The organism is Leucobacter chromiiresistens (assembly GCF_900102345.1).
Lineage (GTDB): Bacteria > Actinomycetota > Actinomycetes > Actinomycetales > Microbacteriaceae > Leucobacter > Leucobacter chromiiresistens.
Genome location: NZ_FNKB01000001.1, coordinates 2,053,575 through 2,071,204 on the forward strand (window position 1 = coordinate 2,053,575; position 17,630 = coordinate 2,071,204).

General features: G+C 70.9%; 15 protein-coding genes. 13 read left to right on the plus strand and 2 right to left on the minus strand.

Annotation, left to right across the window (positions count from 1 at the left end):
• Window positions 1-47: 47 nt before the first annotated feature.
• Window positions 48-1,415 carry a class II 3-deoxy-7-phosphoheptulonate synthase gene (locus tag BLT44_RS09335; protein WP_010157376.1) on the plus strand — a complete coding sequence of 456 codons (1,368 nt, stop codon included), beginning with the start codon at window positions 48-50 and terminating at the stop codon, window positions 1,413-1,415.
• Window positions 1,416-1,530: 115 nt separating this feature from the next.
• Here BLT44_RS09335 and pknB read toward each other — a convergent pair whose 3' ends face one another.
• Window positions 1,531-3,486 (minus strand): Stk1 family PASTA domain-containing Ser/Thr kinase, encoded by a 1,956-nt coding sequence (gene pknB, locus BLT44_RS09340; RefSeq protein WP_074690165.1) that lies wholly within the window; start codon window positions 3,484-3,486, stop codon window positions 1,531-1,533.
• A gap of 94 nt (window positions 3,487-3,580) precedes the next feature.
• Here pknB and BLT44_RS09345 point away from each other — a divergent pair, with 94 nt between their 5' ends.
• The gene (locus BLT44_RS09345; RefSeq protein WP_331270919.1) at window positions 3,581-3,946 is read left to right on the plus strand and encodes an Rv2175c family DNA-binding protein; all 366 of its coding nucleotides are present in this window, start codon (window positions 3,581-3,583) and stop codon (window positions 3,944-3,946) included.
• Window positions 3,947-4,017: 71 nt separating this feature from the next.
• On the opposite strand, the gene BLT44_RS09350 is transcribed toward BLT44_RS09345, so the two are convergent.
• On the minus strand, window positions 4,018-5,118 hold the full coding sequence (locus BLT44_RS09350; RefSeq protein ID WP_010157372.1) for a polyprenyl synthetase family protein: 1,101 nt from the start codon (window positions 5,116-5,118) through the stop codon (window positions 4,018-4,020).
• Between the two features lie 73 nt (window positions 5,119-5,191).
• Here BLT44_RS09350 and BLT44_RS09355 point away from each other — a divergent pair, with 73 nt between their 5' ends.
• The 11 genes from BLT44_RS09355 (at window position 5,192) to BLT44_RS09405 (ending at window position 17,623) form a co-directional block, all read left to right on the plus strand.
• Window positions 5,192-5,569, plus strand: a complete 378-nt coding sequence (locus BLT44_RS09355) for a DUF3040 domain-containing protein (RefSeq protein WP_010157371.1) — start codon at window positions 5,192-5,194, stop codon at window positions 5,567-5,569.
• A gap of 333 nt (window positions 5,570-5,902) precedes the next feature.
• Window positions 5,903-6,334 carry a division/cell wall cluster transcriptional repressor MraZ gene (gene mraZ / locus BLT44_RS09360; protein ID WP_010157370.1) on the plus strand — a complete coding sequence of 144 codons (432 nt, stop codon included), beginning with the start codon at window positions 5,903-5,905 and terminating at the stop codon, window positions 6,332-6,334.
• A 12-nt stretch (window positions 6,335-6,346) separates the two neighbouring features.
• Entirely contained in the window at window positions 6,347-7,330 is a 984-nt protein-coding gene (gene rsmH / locus BLT44_RS09365) for a 16S rRNA (cytosine(1402)-N(4))-methyltransferase RsmH (protein ID WP_010157369.1), read from the plus strand.
• Between the two features lie 14 nt (window positions 7,331-7,344).
• Window positions 7,345-7,932: a cell division protein FtsL gene (gene ftsL / locus BLT44_RS09370; protein WP_231291578.1), complete on the plus strand. Its 588-nt coding sequence runs from the start codon at window positions 7,345-7,347 to the stop codon at window positions 7,930-7,932.
• A 28-nt stretch (window positions 7,933-7,960) separates the two neighbouring features.
• Window positions 7,961-9,757, plus strand: a complete 1,797-nt coding sequence (locus BLT44_RS09375) for a peptidoglycan D,D-transpeptidase FtsI family protein (protein WP_010157367.1) — start codon at window positions 7,961-7,963, stop codon at window positions 9,755-9,757.
• Between the two features lie 41 nt (window positions 9,758-9,798).
• Window positions 9,799-11,337: a Mur ligase family protein gene (locus BLT44_RS09380; RefSeq protein WP_010157366.1), complete on the plus strand. Its 1,539-nt coding sequence runs from the start codon at window positions 9,799-9,801 to the stop codon at window positions 11,335-11,337.
• A complete protein-coding gene (locus BLT44_RS09385; RefSeq protein WP_010157365.1) occupies window positions 11,334-12,743 on the plus strand; it encodes a UDP-N-acetylmuramoyl-tripeptide--D-alanyl-D-alanine ligase in 1,410 nt (469 codons plus the stop codon). Before BLT44_RS09380 ends, BLT44_RS09385 begins: the two co-directional genes overlap by 4 nt.
• Window positions 12,740-13,828, plus strand: a complete 1,089-nt coding sequence (gene mraY / locus BLT44_RS09390; protein ID WP_010157364.1) for a phospho-N-acetylmuramoyl-pentapeptide-transferase — start codon at window positions 12,740-12,742, stop codon at window positions 13,826-13,828. The genes BLT44_RS09385 and mraY overlap by 4 nt, the downstream gene beginning before the upstream one ends.
• Window positions 13,828-15,348, plus strand: coding sequence for a UDP-N-acetylmuramoyl-L-alanine--D-glutamate ligase (gene murD / locus BLT44_RS09395; protein WP_010157363.1), 1,521 nt, complete (start codon window positions 13,828-13,830; stop codon window positions 15,346-15,348). Before mraY ends, murD begins: the two co-directional genes overlap by 1 nt.
• Window positions 15,348-16,544: a putative lipid II flippase FtsW gene (gene ftsW / locus BLT44_RS09400; protein WP_010157362.1), complete on the plus strand. Its 1,197-nt coding sequence runs from the start codon at window positions 15,348-15,350 to the stop codon at window positions 16,542-16,544. The genes murD and ftsW overlap by 1 nt, the downstream gene beginning before the upstream one ends.
• Window positions 16,541-17,623: a UDP-N-acetylglucosamine--N-acetylmuramyl-(pentapeptide) pyrophosphoryl-undecaprenol N-acetylglucosamine transferase gene (locus BLT44_RS09405; RefSeq protein ID WP_010157361.1), complete on the plus strand. Its 1,083-nt coding sequence runs from the start codon at window positions 16,541-16,543 to the stop codon at window positions 17,621-17,623. The genes ftsW and BLT44_RS09405 overlap by 4 nt, the downstream gene beginning before the upstream one ends.
• Window positions 17,624-17,630: the final 7 nt, after the last annotated feature.

The following is a 17,630-nucleotide window of genomic DNA, read 5'->3' on the forward strand; positions in this document are numbered from 1 at the left end:
GCGCATCGCCGCGATATTTCTGTACCCACTTCACGTAAGGGATCGACATGACGAGCCAGATTCACGAGACTGCTGCCGAACGAGCGTTCGCGGAGCTCGACGCCTATCAGGCGCTCGAGGCCAAGCAGCAGCCGGTCTGGCCCGATCCCGAGGCGGTGGCGTATTCGGCCCGCGAGCTTTCGTCGCAGCCGCCCCTCGTCTTCGCCGGGGAGGCCGATCAGCTGCGCGACCGCCTCGCATCGGCCGCGCGCGGGGAGGCGTTCCTGCTGCAGGGCGGCGACTGCGCCGAGACCTTCGCCGCGGCGACCGCCGATCGCATCCGCGACCGCGTCAAGACGCTGCTGCAGATGGCGGTCGTGCTCACCTACGGCGCCTCGATGCCGGTCATCAAGGTCGGACGCATGGCCGGCCAGTTCGCGAAGCCGCGCTCCAGCAACGAGGAGACGCGGGAGGGCGTCACCCTGCCCGCCTACCGCGGCGACCTCGTCAACGGATACGACTTCACCCCCGAATCGCGCACCGCCGACCCGGCTCGCCTCGTGCAGGGCTACCACGTCTCGGCGTCGACGCTCAACCTGATCCGCGCCTTCACGCAGGGCGGCTTCGCCGATCTGCGCCAGGTGCACGCCTGGAACCAGGGGTTCGTCTCGAACCCGGCGAATCAGCGGTACGAGTCGCTCGCCGGCGAGATCGATCGCGCGCTGCGGTTCATGGCGGCGTGCGGGGTCGACAACACCGCGCTCACGCAGACCGAGTTCTACGTCAGTCACGAGGCGCTGCTGCTCGACTACGAGCGGCCGCTGACGCGCGTCGACTCGCGCACGGGCGACCTGTACGACACCTCGGGCCACATGCTCTGGATCGGCGAGCGCACGCGCGACATCGACGGCGCGCACGTCGAGTTCCTCTCGCACGTGCGCAACCCGATCGGGGTGAAGCTCGGCCCGACGGCGACCGTCGACGACGCGCTGCGCCTCATCGACAAGCTCGATCCCGAGCGCGAGCCGGGGCGTCTCACGTTCATCACGCGGATGGGGGCCGGCAAGATCCGCGACGTGCTCCCGGGGCTGCTCGCCGGCGTGCGCGACGCGGGCGCGACGCCGCTGTGGGTGACGGACCCGATGCACGGCAACGGCATGACGACGGCCACCGGCTACAAGACACGCCGATTCGACGACGTGATGGACGAGCTGCGCGGCTTCTTCGAAGCGCACCGCGAGGTCGGCACCTACCCGGGCGGCATCCACATCGAGCTCACGGGCGACGATGTCACGGAGTGCCTGGGCGGCTCGGAGAACATCGACGAGGCGACGCTCGCGACCCGCTACGAATCGGTCTGCGACCCCCGTCTCAACCACATGCAGTCGCTCGAGCTCGCATTCCAGGTGGCCGAGGAGCTCAAGAAGATCTCATAGCGCGCGGGGCTGCACCGAACCCCGGCATCGAGCGCCCGCCCTCCGTCATCGCGACGGAGGGCGGGCGCTTCTCGTGCGGCGCGGCGTGCGCAGCTCGGAAGGGGACGGCGAGCCGTCAGAGCGAGATCGTGCTCCTGATGCGGATCTCGGTGCCGGCGGCGACCTTCTCGCCCGCGGCCGGGTCGGTTCCCGTGGCCTTCGCGAAGCTGCGCAGCGCGTCGGGCACGAGCGTCGTCGGGGTGAAGCCCGCAGCGCTCAGCGCGTCCATCGCCTCCGGCAGGGGGAGGTCGGAGACGTCGGGCACGGGGAAGAGCTCGGGGCCGAGCGAGATCTCGAGGCCGACGCTGTCGCCCGGCCGCATCGGATCGGTCTGCGGGAGCAGCGAGATGACCGATCCCTGGGGCACGTCGGCGCTGTACGATTCGGCGCCCACCGCGGGGTCGACGGTGAGCGAGCTGTCGGCGAGCCGCGCCGTCGCGTCGTCAGCGGTGAGCCCGGTCACGTCGGGCACCGGGCCGGCCGAGGTGATCAGATCGATCGTGCCGAGCTCCGGGTACGTGTCGCCCAGCGCATCGCCGTTCGCTCCGAGTGCGGCGAGCACCGTGTCGGGCTCATCGCCCGAGAAGCGCTGCTCGAGCACCTCACCGACGGTGAACCGCTGATCCTCGATCTGCGCCCGGGCCTCGTCGAGCGACAGACCGACCAGCGTCGGCACGGGGAGGAGCTGCGGGCCGGTCGACTGGCAGAGCTGCACGGAGGTGCCGCGATCCACCCGCGACCCCGATGCGGGCTCCGTCTCGGCCGCCTGCCCGGCCGGGTACTCGAGGCTCGAGCACTCGGCGACCGAGACGACCAGCGCGTGCTCCTCGAGCGCCGCCTGCGCGGCGGCGATCTCCTGACCGGCCACGTCGGGTACGGTCACCTGCGACCCCGGGCCCTGGCCGAACCACCAGCCGAGCCCGCCGGCCGTCGCGATCAGCAGGACGGCGACCACCGCGGCGATGCGGCCGCGACGGCGCCGCGCGCGCCCGGCATCGGCGGCGCGGTCGATCGGCGCCGGAGCCCGAGGGGGCGCGACGGCAGGATCGACCGCGGGCGCGACAGTTGTCGCGGCATCGTCGGCACCACCGCCCAGCGCCCAGCGCTGCGCGGGGTCGAGCACCGAGGTGGCCGGGGTGGCCGCGCCCTCGTCGGCGATGCGCGGCAGCACCCGGGTCGAGCCCGATCCCGCCTCGGCGCCGACGATGCCGCGCAGTGATTCGAGCGCCTCGCCCGCGTCGCGCGGCCGCTCGTCGGGCTCGCGACGCGTCATCCACAGCACGAGGGAGTCGAGTGCCGGGCTCGCCTCGGCGCTCTGCAGCGACGGGGCGGGCACGTCGGAGTGCGCGTGCTGGTACGCGATCTGCATGGGCTGCTCGCCGACGAACGGCTGGGTGCCCGTGAGCATCTCGTAGAGCATGATGCCGAAGGCGTAGATGTCGCTGCGGGCGTCGGCGACTCCGCGGGTGACGAGCTCGGGGGAGAGGTACGCGATGGTGCCGAGCAGAGCCTGCCCCGTCGTGGTGTTGGCGCTCACCGCCCGGGCGAGGCCGAAGTCGCCGAGCTTGATGCGCCCGTCGTCGGCGAGCATGACGTTCTCGGGCTTGAGGTCGCGATGCACGATCCCAGCCGCGTGCGCCGCCGCGAGGCCCGAGAGCACGGCCTCGCCGATCTCCAGCGACTGCTCTGCGGTGAGATGGCGCTGCTGCTTCAGCAGCTCCCGCAGCGTGATGCTCGGCAGGTACTCCATGACGAGGTAGGTGCGGCCGAGGTCGTGGCCCTGATCGAAGACGTTCACGAGATTCGGGTGCGAGAGCCGCGCGGCGCTGCGCGCCTCCTGCTCGAAGCGCCTCGTGAAATTCGCGTCCTCCGCGAGGTGCTCGTGCATCACCTTCACCGCGACGCGGCGCTCCAGTCGGAGATCCGTGGCGAGGTACACCATCGCCATGCCGCCCCGGGCGATGCGCGATCTGATCGCGTAACGGCCGTCGAGCGTCTGCCCGATCAGCGGGTCGGAAGGCACGGAGGTCACCCAGAGAGTCTACGGAACTTCGGATGACGGTTTCATGATGCGCGCCGGGCGCGGTCGGATTGCGCTCGCCGGAACCCGCTGGCAGAGTGGAACCGTGGCAGAGAACACCGCTTCAGACCGTAGCCCGCTGACGACGGCGCCGATGCTCAGCGTTGCGGAGCTCGTCGACCGCCTGGGCATCACCCCCGGCCGACTCCATCGCCTCATCGAGGACCATGTGCTCGCATCGGTGCGCATCGATGGCGCCGTGCGGGTTCCCGCGGAGTTCCTGCAGGGAGACGAGCCGCTGCCCTCGCTGCGCGGCACGCTGCTCGTGCTGAACGACGCCGGGTTCTCCGAGGAGGAGGCGGTGCTCTGGATGCTCTCGGTCAACGAGGAGCTCGGCGAGCGCCCGATCGATTCACTGCAATCGGGTCGGAAGAGCGCCGTGCGCCGCGCGACGCAGGCGCTCGCCTTCTGACCGTCTTCAGGGTGGCGCCGCTCCGCATCGCGGCGACTCGGCACCGAGCGGTCTTGCGCTGACCGCGGTGCTCAGAACTCCCGCCGAGTGGCGCGATCCGCGAGGCGGGCGAGCGCCTCGCCCGCATCGGGGCGCGCCGGCGACGACTGCAGGGCGGAGAGCGCCCGCTCCACGTTGCGGCCGATCATCTGCTCCACGCGCTCGACTGCGCCGCTCTCGCGAATGGTGCGTTGCAGAATGGCGACCTGCTCGGGCTCGAGATCGTTGCCGAGCAGATCGTCGAAGATGCGCCGCTGGGTGCCGGGGAGGTTCTCGCGCGCGAGCGTGACCAGCACGGTGCGCTTGCCCTCCACCAGGTCGTCGCCCGCGGGCTTTCCCGTGACCGAGGCGTCGCCGAAGACGCCGAGCAGGTCGTCGCGCAGCTGGAATGCCACGCCGATCGGCAGGCCGTAGTCGCGGAGCGCCTGCTCGTGCTCCTCGTCGGCCCCCGCGAGCGCCGCCCCGATCAGCAGCGGCGCCTCGACGCTGTACTTCGCCGATTTGTAGACGAGCACCCGCGTCGAACGCTCGAGCTGCTCGTCGTGCGCCGCGAATGCGGGCTGCTGCTCCTCGAGCACGTCGAGGTACTGGCCGACGGCGACCTCGCTCCGCATGCGGTTGAAGTGCGCCCGTGCAGCCCGGGCCGCGGCCGGGGAGGCAGCGCCGGCGCACGCGCTCTGCATGAGCTCGTCGGCCCACGACTGCAGCAGGTCGCCGAGCAGGATCGCCGCGGCGATACCGAAGTGCTCGGATGCGCCGGCCCAGCGCTCGCCCGCGTGCAGCGTCGCGAATGCGCGGTGCGCGGCGGGGCGGCCGCGGCGGGTGTCGGAGCGGTCGATGATGTCGTCGTGGATCAGCGCGGCCGCGTGGAAGAACTCGAGTGCGCAGGCCGCGTCGAGCACGGCATCGGCGGCGCCGTCGACGCCGTCGGAGAGGTCGAGCTCGCGCACGGATCGGTAGCCGAGCACCGCGAATTGCGCACGGAATCGCTTGCCGCCGGTGAGGAACTGCTCCGCTTCGTCGAGGAGCGCCGAGGCGTCATCTCCGAGGGCGGCGAGTTCGTCGCGGTGCCGTTCGAGAATGTCGCCGATGCGCTCCTGAACGAGGCCAGCGAGTCGAATCGTTTCTTGCACGCGCCTAGCCTACTCACGGGCACGGGTCGTAGACTGATGGGTACCACGTTTCACGAGATGCAGGAGGGTCGTCATGGCGCTGTCAGAGCACGAACAGCGGTTGCTTGACGAGATGGAGCGCGGCTTCTACCAGAGCGAAGCCGATGTTCTGCAAGCAGGTTCCGCAGAGCCCCGCCGCCTCAACTACCGTTCTCTCGTGCTCGGCGTGATCGTCGTCGTCGCCGGCATCGGGGTGCTCGTCGCGGGCGTCGCAGTGCAGCTGCTTTGGCTGGGGCTGGTGGGCTTCGCCATCATGCTCGGCGGCGTCGTGCTGATGCTGTCCCGCCGCTCGGCCGGTCCGCTCACCGTCGACGACATCACCTCCGCGGGCTCGGGCCCGAAGGCGTCGCGGGAATCGCTCAGCGAGCGGATGGAGCGTCGCTGGGATCAGCGCATGGAGGGGGAGCGGTAGCCTCCCCGATCGTCACGTTCGGAGCGTGCAGCGCCAGGTCGATGACCTGGCGCTTTTTTCGTGCCCGCGGCACCGCTGAGCCCTGAGCTCCCCGTTCACTCCACTTTGCTCCCCGCCGACGTTCTCTGAACCGTCCGCCCGCTCGTTCGCGCGTCAGCGCGTGCTTTCTCCGGCGCGACCGCGCCGGTCCCGCGGTCGACTCCGGCCCTGCCGCACTCCCGACTCTCTGCGCGTTCTCGCGGAAAGAGAGCGATTTCTCGTGCTCGGAGGGGAAGAGTGGAGGAAAGTGGAGTAAACTGGTGCACGAGGACGAGTCGGCGAAAGGAGGTCCCATTGTTCCTGGGAACCTTCACGCCGCGCCTGGACGAGAAAGGCCGCCTGATCCTCCCCGCGAAGTTCCGCAGCGAACTCGCCGACGGGCTCGTGATCACGCGCGGTCAGGAGCGGTGCCTCTACGTCTTCAGCGAGACGGAGTTCGCGGAGATGCACCAGCGTCTGCGCAGCGCGCCGCTCGCGTCGAAGCAGGCGCGCGACTATCTCCGCGTCTTCCTCTCCGGGGCCCACCCTGAGACCCCCGACAAGCAGAGCCGCGTCACCATCCCGCAGAACCTCCGCGAATACGCGGGGCTCGACCGCGAACTGGCCGTCATCGGCGCCGGCTCGCGCGCGGAGATCTGGGATGCGGAGGCTTGGCAGACCTACCTGGCAGCGCAGGAGGCGGCGTTCTCCGAGATCGAGGAGGAGGTGATCCCGGGCATGTTCTAGCCCGGAATCGCTATGGCACACGACAACACACGCGATCCGAGCGCGCTGCACACCCCCGTGCTGCTCGAGCGCTGCATCGAACTGCTCGCCCCCGCGGCGGCCGACGGAGCGCCCGGGGCACCGCCGGTGATCGTCGACGCGACCCTCGGCATGGGCGGGCACACCGAGGCGCTGCTCGAGCGGTTCCCGCACCTGCACGTCATCGGACTCGACCGCGACACCGAAGCGCTCGAGCTCGCCGGCGCACGACTCGCGCGCTTCGGCGATCGGGCGATCCGCGTGCACGCGGTGTACGACGAGATCGCACGCGCCGTCGCGGGCAGCGGGTTCTCGCGCATCGACGGCGTGCTGTTCGATCTCGGCGTCTCCTCCCTGCAGCTCGACGAGGCCGACCGCGGCTTCGCATACGCGCAGGACGCGCCGCTCGACATGCGGATGGACCAGAGCAGCGGAGAGACGGCCGCCGACGTGCTGGCGACGGCTCCGGAGGGCCGTCTGCGCGCGATCTTCGAGCGCTACGGCGAAGAGCCGCTCGCGGGGCGCTACGCGCGCGCGATCATCGCGGCCCGCGCGCAGGAGCCGATCCTGCGCAGCGGCCGGCTGGTCGACGTGCTGCAGGCTGCGACCCCCGCCGCGGTGCGGGATCAGCGCCACCCGGCGAAGCGGGTCTTCCAGGCACTGCGGATCGAGGTAAACGCCGAGCTCTCAGTTCTCGAGCGCGCCATCCCCGCGGCCCTCGATCTGCTCCGCGTCGGCGGACGCGCCGTCGTCATGTCGTACCAGTCGCTCGAGGACCGGTTCGTCAAGCGGGAGTTCGCCCGCCGCACCGCCTCCACCGCGCCCGCAGGGCTGCCGGTGGAGCTCCCCGAGCACCGACCCGAGTTCCGCCTCCTCACGCGCGGAGCGGAACTCGCGGACGATGCGGAACGGGCGCGCAACCCGCGCGCCATCCCCGTGCGCCTGCGCGCCGCCGAACGAGTGAGGGACGCACGATGAGCTCGACACTGCCGATGGAATTCGACGCTGCCGTACTCCGTCTCGGCGCGCCCGCGGGGGCGCCCCCGACCGAGCGCGAACGGCACCTGCGCCCCGTGCCCGCGCCGGCCGCGCGACCGGCGGCGCGCACGAAGCGCAGCCCGCTCGCCGGAGCGCTCATCGCCGTCGGCGTCGTGCTGACGATCTTCGCGACGCAGCTCGGGTTGAGCATCGCGATCTCCCAGGGCGCCTACGAGACCCGGGCGCTCGAGGTCGAGCAGCGCGACCTCGCGCGCGTGGAGCGCGTGCTCTCGCAGAACGTCGACAAGCTCGCATCCCCGCAGAACCTCGCGGAGAACGCCGCGGCACTCGGCATGGTGCAGAACTCCCGCCCCGCGACGCTCCGCCTGAGCGACGGGGCGGTGCTCGGCGCGCTCGAATCCGAGACGACGGAGGCGTCGGGCAACCTCGTTCCGAACGCGACCCTCGAGAGCATGCCGGTCGTCGACGCCGCCGGGCTGCTGGTGCCGCGCAACTCGGGACAGGCCGCGGGCGCACAGGCCCAAAGCATCGATCCGCCGGTACGGTGGACGGGCAAGCTGCCGGCGCCCGATACGCACTAGGCAGCAGCAGAACTCCGGGAGGTATCGGATGCTGAGACTGCGCGGATCGTCGCTCCGTCGAGCCATTGCGCTCGGCATCATCATCGTCGCCGCGCTCGTGTTCCTCGTGCGGCTCGTCGACGTGCAGGTCGTCTCGGCCGCCGCCCTCAACGAGGACGCGAAGCACAAGCGCGCCGTGCCCGTCGCCATCCCGAGCGTGCGGGGCGACATCGTCGACCGCGACGGCGAGGTGCTGGCCACTACCGACGAACGGTACGATGTGCAGCTGTCGCCGAAGAACACGCGGCTCAACGACGGGGTCTTCTACCGTCTCGACGCGGAGCGCGGCGTGGGCACCGTCGAGGTCTCAGCGGCGCAGGCGTTCGAGGAGATCGGTGAGGTGACCGGCCAGAGCGGCGCGGAGATCCAGAAGATCGTCGACGACGCGCTGCGCGACAATCCCAAATCCGACTTCGCCTACGTGCAGCGCTCGATCGATCTGACCCAGCTGAATGCGCTCAAGGCGCTCGAGATCCCGTGGCTCACGTTCGAGAGTCAGCACAAGCGCACGTACCCGAACGGCGCGGTCGGCGGCAACATCGTCGGCTTCTCCGGCGCCGACGATGTGCCGCAGGCCGGCGTCGAGCTGTCGCAGGACGCCTGCCTCACCGGCGTCGACGGCACCGAGACCTACGAGCGCAGCGAGGACGGCGTCGCGCTGCCCGGCAGCGTCGTGGTCACGCGCAAGGTCGAGGACGGCGGCACCGTGCAGCTCACCATCGATCGCGACCTGCAGTGGGAGGCGCAGCAGGCGATCAACCAGCAGGTGCAGTCCGTCGGCGCCGAGTACGGCCTGCTCACCGTGATGAACGTGCACACCGGCGAGCTCGTCGCCGTCGCCGAGGACGGCTCCGTCGACCCGAACGACGTGGACGCGTCCGACCCCGGGAAGCGCGAGGCCCGATCCTTCACCTCGCCGTACGAACCGGGATCGACGTTCAAGACGATCACCGCCGCCGCGCTCATCGACCAGGGCGTCGCCACCCCCACCTCGCAGAATCTCACGCCCGACTACCTGGAGCCCGAACCGGGCGTGCGCTTCGGCGACGCCTTCAACCACCCCGAGATGCCGTGGACGCTCACCGGCATCCTCACGCAGTCGTCGAACGTCGGCACGTCGATGCTCGGCGCGCAGCTGGACGCCGACACGCGGTACGACTACCTGAAGCGATTCGGCGTGGGCACGGCGACGCAGGCCGGCATGCCGGTCGAGGATTCGGGCCTGCTGTACGAGCCCGGCGACTGGGATCGGCAGACGTCGTACAACACGATGTTCGGCCAGGGGCTCTCGTCGACCATCGTGCAGACGGCGGGCGTGTACCAGACCATCGCCAACCAGGGGGTGCGCGTGCCGCCCAGCATCGTCAAGCAGTGCACGGCGGCGGACGGCTCGGTCACCGAGCCCGACCACGGCGAGCCGACGACTGCGGTCTCCGAGAAGACCGCCGCCGACGTCATGGCCATGCTGGAGACGGTGACCACCGAGGGCTGGTTCTCCGACCTCATCTCCATTCCCGGCTACCGCATCGCGGGTAAGACGGGCACGGCGGAGCAGGTCGATCCCGACACCGGGCTCTACCGCACCGACTACGTGCATTCGTTCGCGGGCATCTTCCCCGCCGACGATCCGCAGTACGTCGCGGTAGCATCGATTGCGTTCCCGACGGCGGGAGATGGCGGCGTCGCCGCGCTCACCGCATTCCGGCAGGCTGCAGAGGCGACGATCCGCACGTTCCACATTCCGCCGTCCACGGGGGAGTTCGCACCGCTCCCCACCGAGTATTGATCACGCCCAGGAGGCCCGCACCAGTGAGTACCGGAGATGCCTTGAGCATTCGCCCGCAGCACCCCGTTCCCGTTCCCGTCGGCGCGATCGTCGACCGGTTCGGGCTGCGCGCGCCGGGCCTGCCGGAGGGCCTGACGGTGACCGGCGTGTCGCTCGACTCCCGCGACGTCCGACCCGGCGACCTGTACGTGGGCATGCCGGGCGCGCAGCGCCACGGCGCCGAGTTCGCCGGCCAGGCCGCGGCGTCGGGTGCGAGCGTCGTGCTCACCGACGCGGCCGGCGCCGAGCTGGTCGCCGCTGCGGCCCCCGACCTCCCCGTGCTCGTCTCCGAAGCGCACCCGCGCACGATCCTCGGGGACGTCGCAGCGGCGGTCTACGGCACCGACGGCCTCGCCGCCCGCATCTTCGGCGTCACCGGCACGAACGGGAAGACGAGCGTCGTCTACCTCCTCGCCGAGCTGCTGCGCGCAGCGGGCATCACGACGGGCCTCAGCTCGACCGCCGAGCGGCGGATCGGCGACGAGGTCATCGTCAGCAACCTCACCAGCCCCGAGGCCTCCGAGCTGCACGGCCTGCTGGCGCGCATGGCCGAGGTCGGCGTCGCGGGCGTCGCGCTCGAGGTGTCGGCGCAGGCGGTCGTGCGCCACCGCCTCGACGGGGTGCGCTTCGACGTCGTCGCGTTCAACAACTTCTCGCAGGATCACCTCGACGAGTTCGGCGACCTGGAGACCTACTTCGCGGCGAAGCTCGCGCTGTTCTCGCCCGAGCACGCGGAGCGCGGCGTCGTCGTCGTCGACTCGCCGTGGGGCCAGCGCATCGCCCGCGAGTCGCGCATCCCGGTGACGCGACTCGCGACCGAGTACGGGCAGGACGCGGACTGGCATCTGGCGATCACGCGTCAGACGCTCGACGGCGTGTCGTTCGTGCTGCAGGGTCCCGGCGGCGCGCACTTCCGCGGCAGTGTTCCCGTATTCGGCCGCTTCATGGCGGAGAACGCGGCGCTCGCGCTGATCATGCTGCACGAAGCCGGCATCCCCATCGATCAGGTCTCCCAGGGCCTCGATCACGGCCGCATCCCGGTGTTCATCCCGGGCCGACTCGAGCAGATCACCGAGAGCGGCAGCACCGGCCCGCGCTTCTACGTCGACTACGGGCACACCCCGGGCGCGTTCGCGGCCATGCTCGACGCGCTCGGCGAGGTCGCACCGGGCAAGATCATCTTCCTCTTCGGAGCCGACGGCGACCGCGACACCACGAAGCGCGAGGAGATGGGCAGGATCGCGGCGGCTGGTGCCGACACCGTCATCGTGTGCGACTACCACCCCCGCTCGGAGCCGCCGGAGGCCATCCGCGCGAAGCTGATCGCGGGCGCCCGATCCGCGCAGCACGCCGTCGTGATCGAAGAGGGCGACCCGCGCGCCGCGGTGCGGCTCGCCATTTCGCTCGCCGATCCCGGTGACGTTATTCTGTATGCCGGTCCCGGACACGAGGACCATCAAGAGGTCGCCGGTCGGTTCATCCCGTACTCGGCGCGTGACGAAGTTCGCGGCGCGCTCCGCGAGGCAGGACTGCTCCCGTGATTGCACTGACACTGGCCGAGATCGCGACCGCTGTGAACGGCCGCCTGATCGTCGGAGACGACGGATCGGGGCCCGACACGGTGGTCGACGGGGAGTCGCAGACCGACTCCCGCGAGGTCGGCCCGGGGCAGATCTTCTTCGCCCGCCGCGGCGAGGAGACCGACGGGCACCGGTTCGCCGACCGCGCCGTCGACGCCGGGGCGGCGCTGCTCGTCGTCGAGCGCGACGTCGATCGCCGCGCGCCGCAGATCGTCGTCGCCGACAGCACCGCTGCGCTCGGGGCGCTCGCGACCGAGGTCGTTCGCCGCGTGCGCGACGCCGGCGGGCTCACCATCGTCGGCATCACGGGCTCGAACGGCAAGACCACGACGAAGAACCTCGTCGCGGCGATGGCGGAGCGGACGGGCCCCACCGTCGCCTCGGCCAAGTCGTTCAACAACGAGGTGGGCGGGCCGCTGACGATGCTGCGCGTCGCGCCCGATACGCGCACGCTCGTCGCCGAGATGGGGGCGAGCGCGGAGGGCGAGATCGCCCGGCTCACCGCGATGGCTCCGCCGCACATCGGCGTCGTGCTCACCGTCGGTCTCGCGCACGCCGGCGAGTTCGGGGGCATCGAGACCACGTTCCGCACGAAGAGCGAGATGGTGCGCGATCTGCCCGAGGACGCGGTCGCCGTGCTCAACCGCGACGACCCGCGCGTCTCGCAGATGGCCGACCTCACGCGCGCCCGCGTGCTCTGGTTCGGCCTCTCCGACGGCGCCGACGTGCGCGCGACCGACGTCGATGCGTCGGCGACCGGGACGGCGTTCACGATCCACGCCGACGGCGACTCGCTCCCCGTGCGCTTCCGCGTGCTCGGGGAGCACCACGTCATGAACGCGCTTGCCGCCGCAGCCGTCGGGCGCGCGCTCGGCATTCCGCTGAGCGACATCGTCGCGACGCTCGAGTCCGCGACGCTCGCGGCCCCGGGCCGCATGGAGGTGCTCGGCGGTCGCGACGGCATCACCGTCATCAACGACGCCTACAACGCGAGCCCGGACTCGATGAGCGCCGCGCTGCGCACGCTCGCCCAGATCCGCAAGCCGGAGGGCCGCTCCGTCGCGGTGCTCGGCGCGATGAGCGAGCTGGGGGAGTACTCCATCGAAGAGCACCGCCGCGTCGGCCTGCAGGCCGTGCGCCTCGGCATCTCCGAACTCGTGGTGGTGGGCGATGAGGCGCGGCAGCTGCACATCAGCGCCATCAACGAGGGATCCTGGGACGGGGAGAGCACGTTCTTCTCCGGGCAGGACGAGGCGTTCGGGTACCTGACCGACACGCTGCGCGCCGGCGACACCGTGCTCGTGAAGTCGTCGAATGCGGCCGGCCTGCAGCGACTCGGCGATCGACTCGGGGAGGCGTACGCATGATCGCGCTCCTGATCGCGGGCGGCTTCTCGCTCCTGTACTCGTTGCTCCTCACGCCGCTGTTCGTGCGCGGCTTCAATCGGCTCCGCTGGGGGCAGCCGATCCGCGTCGACGGACCGAAGGAGCACGAGGTCAAGCGCGGCACCCCCACGATGGGCGGTCTCATCTTCCTCTCCGGGTCGGTGATCGCCTACTTCGTCGGCAAGCTCGTGATGGGCGAGCAGCCCTCGCCCTCCGCACTCCTCGTGATCCTCATGGCGGTCGGAGCGGGGCTCGTGGGCTTCATCGACGACTTCATGAAGACCCGTCAGCAGGCGTCCGCCGGCCTCGGCGGCTGGGCGAAGATCGTCGGACAGGTCGTCATCGCGGTCTCGTTCGCCATTCTCGGCATCCAGTTCGCGAACGATGCGGGCGTCACGCCGGTCTCGACGCACATCTCGGTGTTCCGCGACCTCCCCTTCGACTTCATGACGTTCGGGCCGATCATCGGCGCGGGCCTCGTGATCATCTGGGTGATGGTCATCGTCACCGCGACGACGAACGCGGTCAACGTGACGGACGGCCTCGACGGCCTCGCCGCGGGCGCGGCCATCTTCGCGTTCGGGGCGTACCTCGTGATCGGCTTCTGGCAGGCCGCGCAGAGCTGCGCGAGCACGGCGTCGGAGCCCGGGTGCTACGAGGTCCGCGATCCGATGGATCTCGCCGTGATCGCGGCGGCGTTCCTCGGCGGCGTCGGCGGCTTCCTCTGGTGGAACACCAACCCCGCCCACGTCTTCATGGGCGATACGGGCTCGATGGGCATCGGCGGTGCGATCGCGGCGCTCGCGATCGTCAGCCGCACGGAGGTGCTGCTGATCCTCATCGGCGGGCTGTTCATCATCGAGACCGGATCGGTGATCCTGCAGCGCCTGTACTTCAAGGTGACCCACGGGAGGCGCATCTTCCTCATGAGCCCGATCCACCACCACTTCGAGCTCAAAGGCTGGGCGGAGGTGACCGTGGTGGTCCGATTCTGGATCATCGCCGCGCTCTTCGTCATCGCCGGCGTCGGAGCCTTCTACGGCGAATGGCTGCTGCAGCAGCCATGATGGGAGCAGATGTGAACAGCAGCAGCGGGGACGCATCGATCTACGCGAAGCTCGTCGCCGAGCGCGTCGAGTCGCTGTCGAGCTGGCACCACGATTGGAGCGGGCTCCGGGTCGCGGTGCTCGGGCTCGGCGTCACCGGCTTCTCCGTCGCCGACACGCTCGTCGAACTGGGGTGCCGCGTTCGCGTGATCACCGACGCGCCCGACCCGGAGCGCGAGCGCCTGCTCGACGTCATCGGCGCCGAGTGGCTCATCGAGAGCGACGACGAGGCCCAGCTGGCCGATCTGGAGGCGTTCGACCCCGAGCTGGTCGTCGTCTCGCCCGGCTACCGCCCCGATCACCCCCTGACGACCTGGGCGACCGCGCGCGACGTCACGGTCTGGGGCGACATCGAGCTCGGCTGGCGACTCCGCGACAAGACGGGCCGGATCGCCGACTGGATCTGCATCACCGGAACCAACGGCAAGACGACGACGACCCAGCTCACCGCTCACATGCTCGCCGCGGGAGGCCTCCGGGTGACGCCCGCCGGCAACATCGGCACGCCCATCCTCGACGCGCTCCGCGACCCGCAGGGATACGACGCGATCGTCGTGGAGCTCTCGAGCTTCCAGCTCGAACGCCTCGGCGAGATCTCGCCGTACGCCAGTGCGTGCCTGAACTTCGCGGACGACCACCTCGACTGGCACGGCGGCCCCGAGGCGTACTGGGCGGCGAAGGCGAAGGTCTACCGCAACACGCAGGTGGCCTGCGTCTACAATCGCGCCGACCCCGCCACCGAGCGCATGGTCGAGGCCGCCGATGTCGTCGAGGGCGCTCGCGCGATCAGCTTCGGACTCGACACGCCGCCGAGCAGCGGCTTCGGGGTGGTGGAGGGGATCCTCGTCGACCGCGGCTACCACGCCGAGCGGCGCAGCGAGGCCTTCGAGCTCGTCACCGTCGAGGAGCTCGCCGAGCGCGGCATCGCCGCGCCGCACATGGTGCAGAACGTGCTCGCCGCGAGCGCACTCGCACGCGCTCGCGGCATCGAGCCGGGCGAGATCGCGCGGGCGGTGCTCTCGTTCGCGCCCGATCCGCACCGCGCGCAGCAGCTCGGCGAGATTCGCGGCCTGCGCTGGATCGACGACTCGAAGGCGACCAACGCTCACGCAGCGGATGCATCGCTCCGAGCGCTGAACGACGTGGTCTGGGTGCTCGGCGGCCTGCTCAAGGGCGTCGACATCGACGAGCTCGTGCGCACCCATGCGAAGCGGCTGCGCGGCGCCGTGGTGATCGGGGTGGACCGCACGCCCGTGGTGGAGGCGCTGCGCCGGCACCTCGGCGAGCGGCCCGTCGTCGAGATCGCCGACGCCGAGCGCGACCCGTCGGGCATCATGTCCGCGGCGGTGGCCGAGGCCCTCGCCATCGGCCGGCCCGGCGACACCGTGCTGCTCTCGCCGGCCGCCGCATCGATGGACCAGTTCGAGAGCTACGGAGACCGCGGCCGACGCTTCCAGGCCGCGGTTCGAGAGCTGGAATGATGTCGGCGCGCACGCGCGAGCGCGAACCGAGCCGTGCTCCCGCCCAGGCCCTGATCCGGCTGGGCGGGATGCTGCGCATCGGCTCCGATCGCACCGTGATCGCGCTGTACACCCTCACCTTCCTGCTGGTGGGGTTCGGCCTCATCATGGTGCTCTCGGCGTCCTCCATCACCTCCTACCTCGCCGATCAGGGTTTCTTCGGCGGATTCTGGCGGCAGGTCATCTTCGCGGTGATCGGGATCCCGCTCATGCTCGTCGCCGCCGCGATGCCCGTGAGCTTCTGGAAACGCTACGCGTGGGTGCTCTTCGGCCTCGGCATCGTGCTCCAGCTGCTCGTCTTCACGCCCCTCGGATTCGAGGTGGCGGGCAACCGCAACTGGATCCAGCTCGGCGGCGTCACCGCGCAGCCGTCGGAGGCGCTGAAACTCGCCCTGGTGGTGTGGGTCGGCGCCGTGATGCAGCGCAAGGAGCCGCTCTTCGGGCAGATGCGCCACGAGCTGATCCCGGTCGTCATCCCGGGAGCCCTGATCGCACTCGGCGTGGTGCTGCTGGGTAAGGATCTCGGAACGGTGATGATCATGGCCGCGCTGGTGTTCGGCGCCATGTTCTTCGGCGGGATGAGCTGGAAGACGCTCGGCGTCACCGCGATCGGCGGCGCTCTCGCCGTCGCCTTCTTCGTGCTCTCGAGCCCGAACCGCATGGCGAGGCTCCTCAGCCACGCCGGGGGAACGGACGACTACAGCGGCATCGACTGGCAGGCCACGCACGGACTCTGGGCGCTCGCGGGCGGCGGGCTGTTCGGCGTGGGACTCGGCAACTCGAAGGCGAAGTGGTCGTGGCTGCCCGCAGCCGACAACGACTACATCTTCGCGGTGATCGGGGAGGAGCTCGGGCTCATCGGCGCGCTGCTCGTCGTCGTGCTGTTCATCGCGCTCACCGTCGTGATGCTGCGGCTCATCGTTCGGGCGCGCGATCGCTTCGGGCGCGCGGTGGTCGGCGGCGTGCTCGTCTGGATCGTCGGGCAGGCGTTCGTGAACATCGCCGTCGTGGTGGGCGTGCTGCCCGTGCTCGGCGTGCCCCTGCCGCTCATCAGCGCGGGTGGCACCGCCCTCATCGCCTGCCTCATCGCGATCGGGGTCGTGATCTCGATCGCGCGCGATGCCGCACGACACGACGAAGAGATGGGACTGCAATGACCAACTACCTGCTCGCGGGCGGCGGCACTGCCGGGCATGTGAACCCGCTGCTCGCCCTCGCCGATCTGATCCGGCGCGAGGAGCCGGATGCCGGGATCGTGGTACTCGGCACCCGTGAGGGCCTCGAGGCCCGGCTCGTTCCCGAACGGGGCTACGAGCTGGTGCACATTGAGCGCCTACCGTTCCCGCGCCGCCCCGACCTCGCCGCCGTGCGGTTCCCGGCCCGGTTCGCGCGCGCGGTGGCGCAGGTGCGCCGCCTGATGCGGGCCCGCGACATCGACGTCGTCGTGGGCTTCGGCGGGTACGCCGCCGCTCCCGCCTACCGGGCCGGCGCCCGGGAGCGCGTCCCCGTCGTGATCCACGAGGCGAACGCGAAGCCGGGCATGGCGAACCGCTGGGGCGCGCGGAGCACCCCGCACGTCGCTGTGACGTTCGCGGGCACGCCGATGCCCGGGGCGCGCGTCACGGGCATGCCGCTGCGACCGGAGATCACCGGCCTGGATCGCGCGGCACTGCGCGCCGATGCCCGACGGCACTTCGGGCTCGACCCCGAGCGGCGCACGCTGCTCGTCACGGGCGGCTCGCTCGGCGCGCGGGCGCTGAACCGCGGCATCTCGGGCTCGGCGCGGGCGCTGGCCGACGCCGGCGTGCAGGTGCTGCACGTCTGGGGCGGGCTGACCGAGCTCGAGGATCCCGGGGTGCCCGGCTACATCGTGATCCCGTACTGCGACCGCATGGACCTCGCCTTCGCGGCGTGCGACCTCGCCGTCTCCCGCGCCGGATCGACGACCGTGAGCGAACTCTCGGGTCTCGGCATCCCGGCCGTGCTCGTGCCGTACGCGGTGGGCAACGGGGAGCAGCGGTTCAACGCGGCCGGCGTCGTGCAGGCGGGGGGCGCGCTGCTCGTGGACGACGGGGAGCTCACCGCCGACTGGGTGCGCGACGAGCTCCTGCCGCTGCTCGCCGACGACGCCCGCCTCGAGGAGATGTCGCGGCGCGCGCGCTCGGCGGGGCGCCTGGACGGCACCGAGCGCCTGTTCGATCTCGTGCGCGAGGCGATCGGCGCGCCCGGAACCTGAGCGCCTG

Excerpts from the sequence above, each read along its gene's own strand:
- murD (WP_010157363.1), top strand. The coding sequence starts at position 13,828 with ATGGGAGCAGATGTGAACAGCAGCAGCGGGGACGCATCGATCTACGCG.
- BLT44_RS09355 (WP_010157371.1), top strand. The coding sequence starts at position 5,192 with ATGGCGCTGTCAGAGCACGAACAGCGGTTGCTTGACGAGATGGAGCGC.
- ftsL (WP_231291578.1), top strand. The coding sequence starts at position 7,345 with ATGGAATTCGACGCTGCCGTACTCCGTCTCGGCGCGCCCGCGGGGGCG.
- BLT44_RS09405 (WP_010157361.1), top strand. The coding sequence starts at position 16,541 with ATGACCAACTACCTGCTCGCGGGCGGCGGCACTGCCGGGCATGTGAAC.
- mraY (WP_010157364.1), top strand. The coding sequence starts at position 12,740 with ATGATCGCGCTCCTGATCGCGGGCGGCTTCTCGCTCCTGTACTCGTTG.
- ftsW (WP_010157362.1), top strand. The coding sequence starts at position 15,348 with ATGTCGGCGCGCACGCGCGAGCGCGAACCGAGCCGTGCTCCCGCCCAG.
- rsmH (WP_010157369.1), top strand. The coding sequence starts at position 6,347 with ATGGCACACGACAACACACGCGATCCGAGCGCGCTGCACACCCCCGTG.
- BLT44_RS09375 (WP_010157367.1), top strand. The coding sequence starts at position 7,961 with ATGCTGAGACTGCGCGGATCGTCGCTCCGTCGAGCCATTGCGCTCGGC.
- BLT44_RS09335 (WP_010157376.1), top strand. The coding sequence starts at position 48 with ATGACGAGCCAGATTCACGAGACTGCTGCCGAACGAGCGTTCGCGGAG.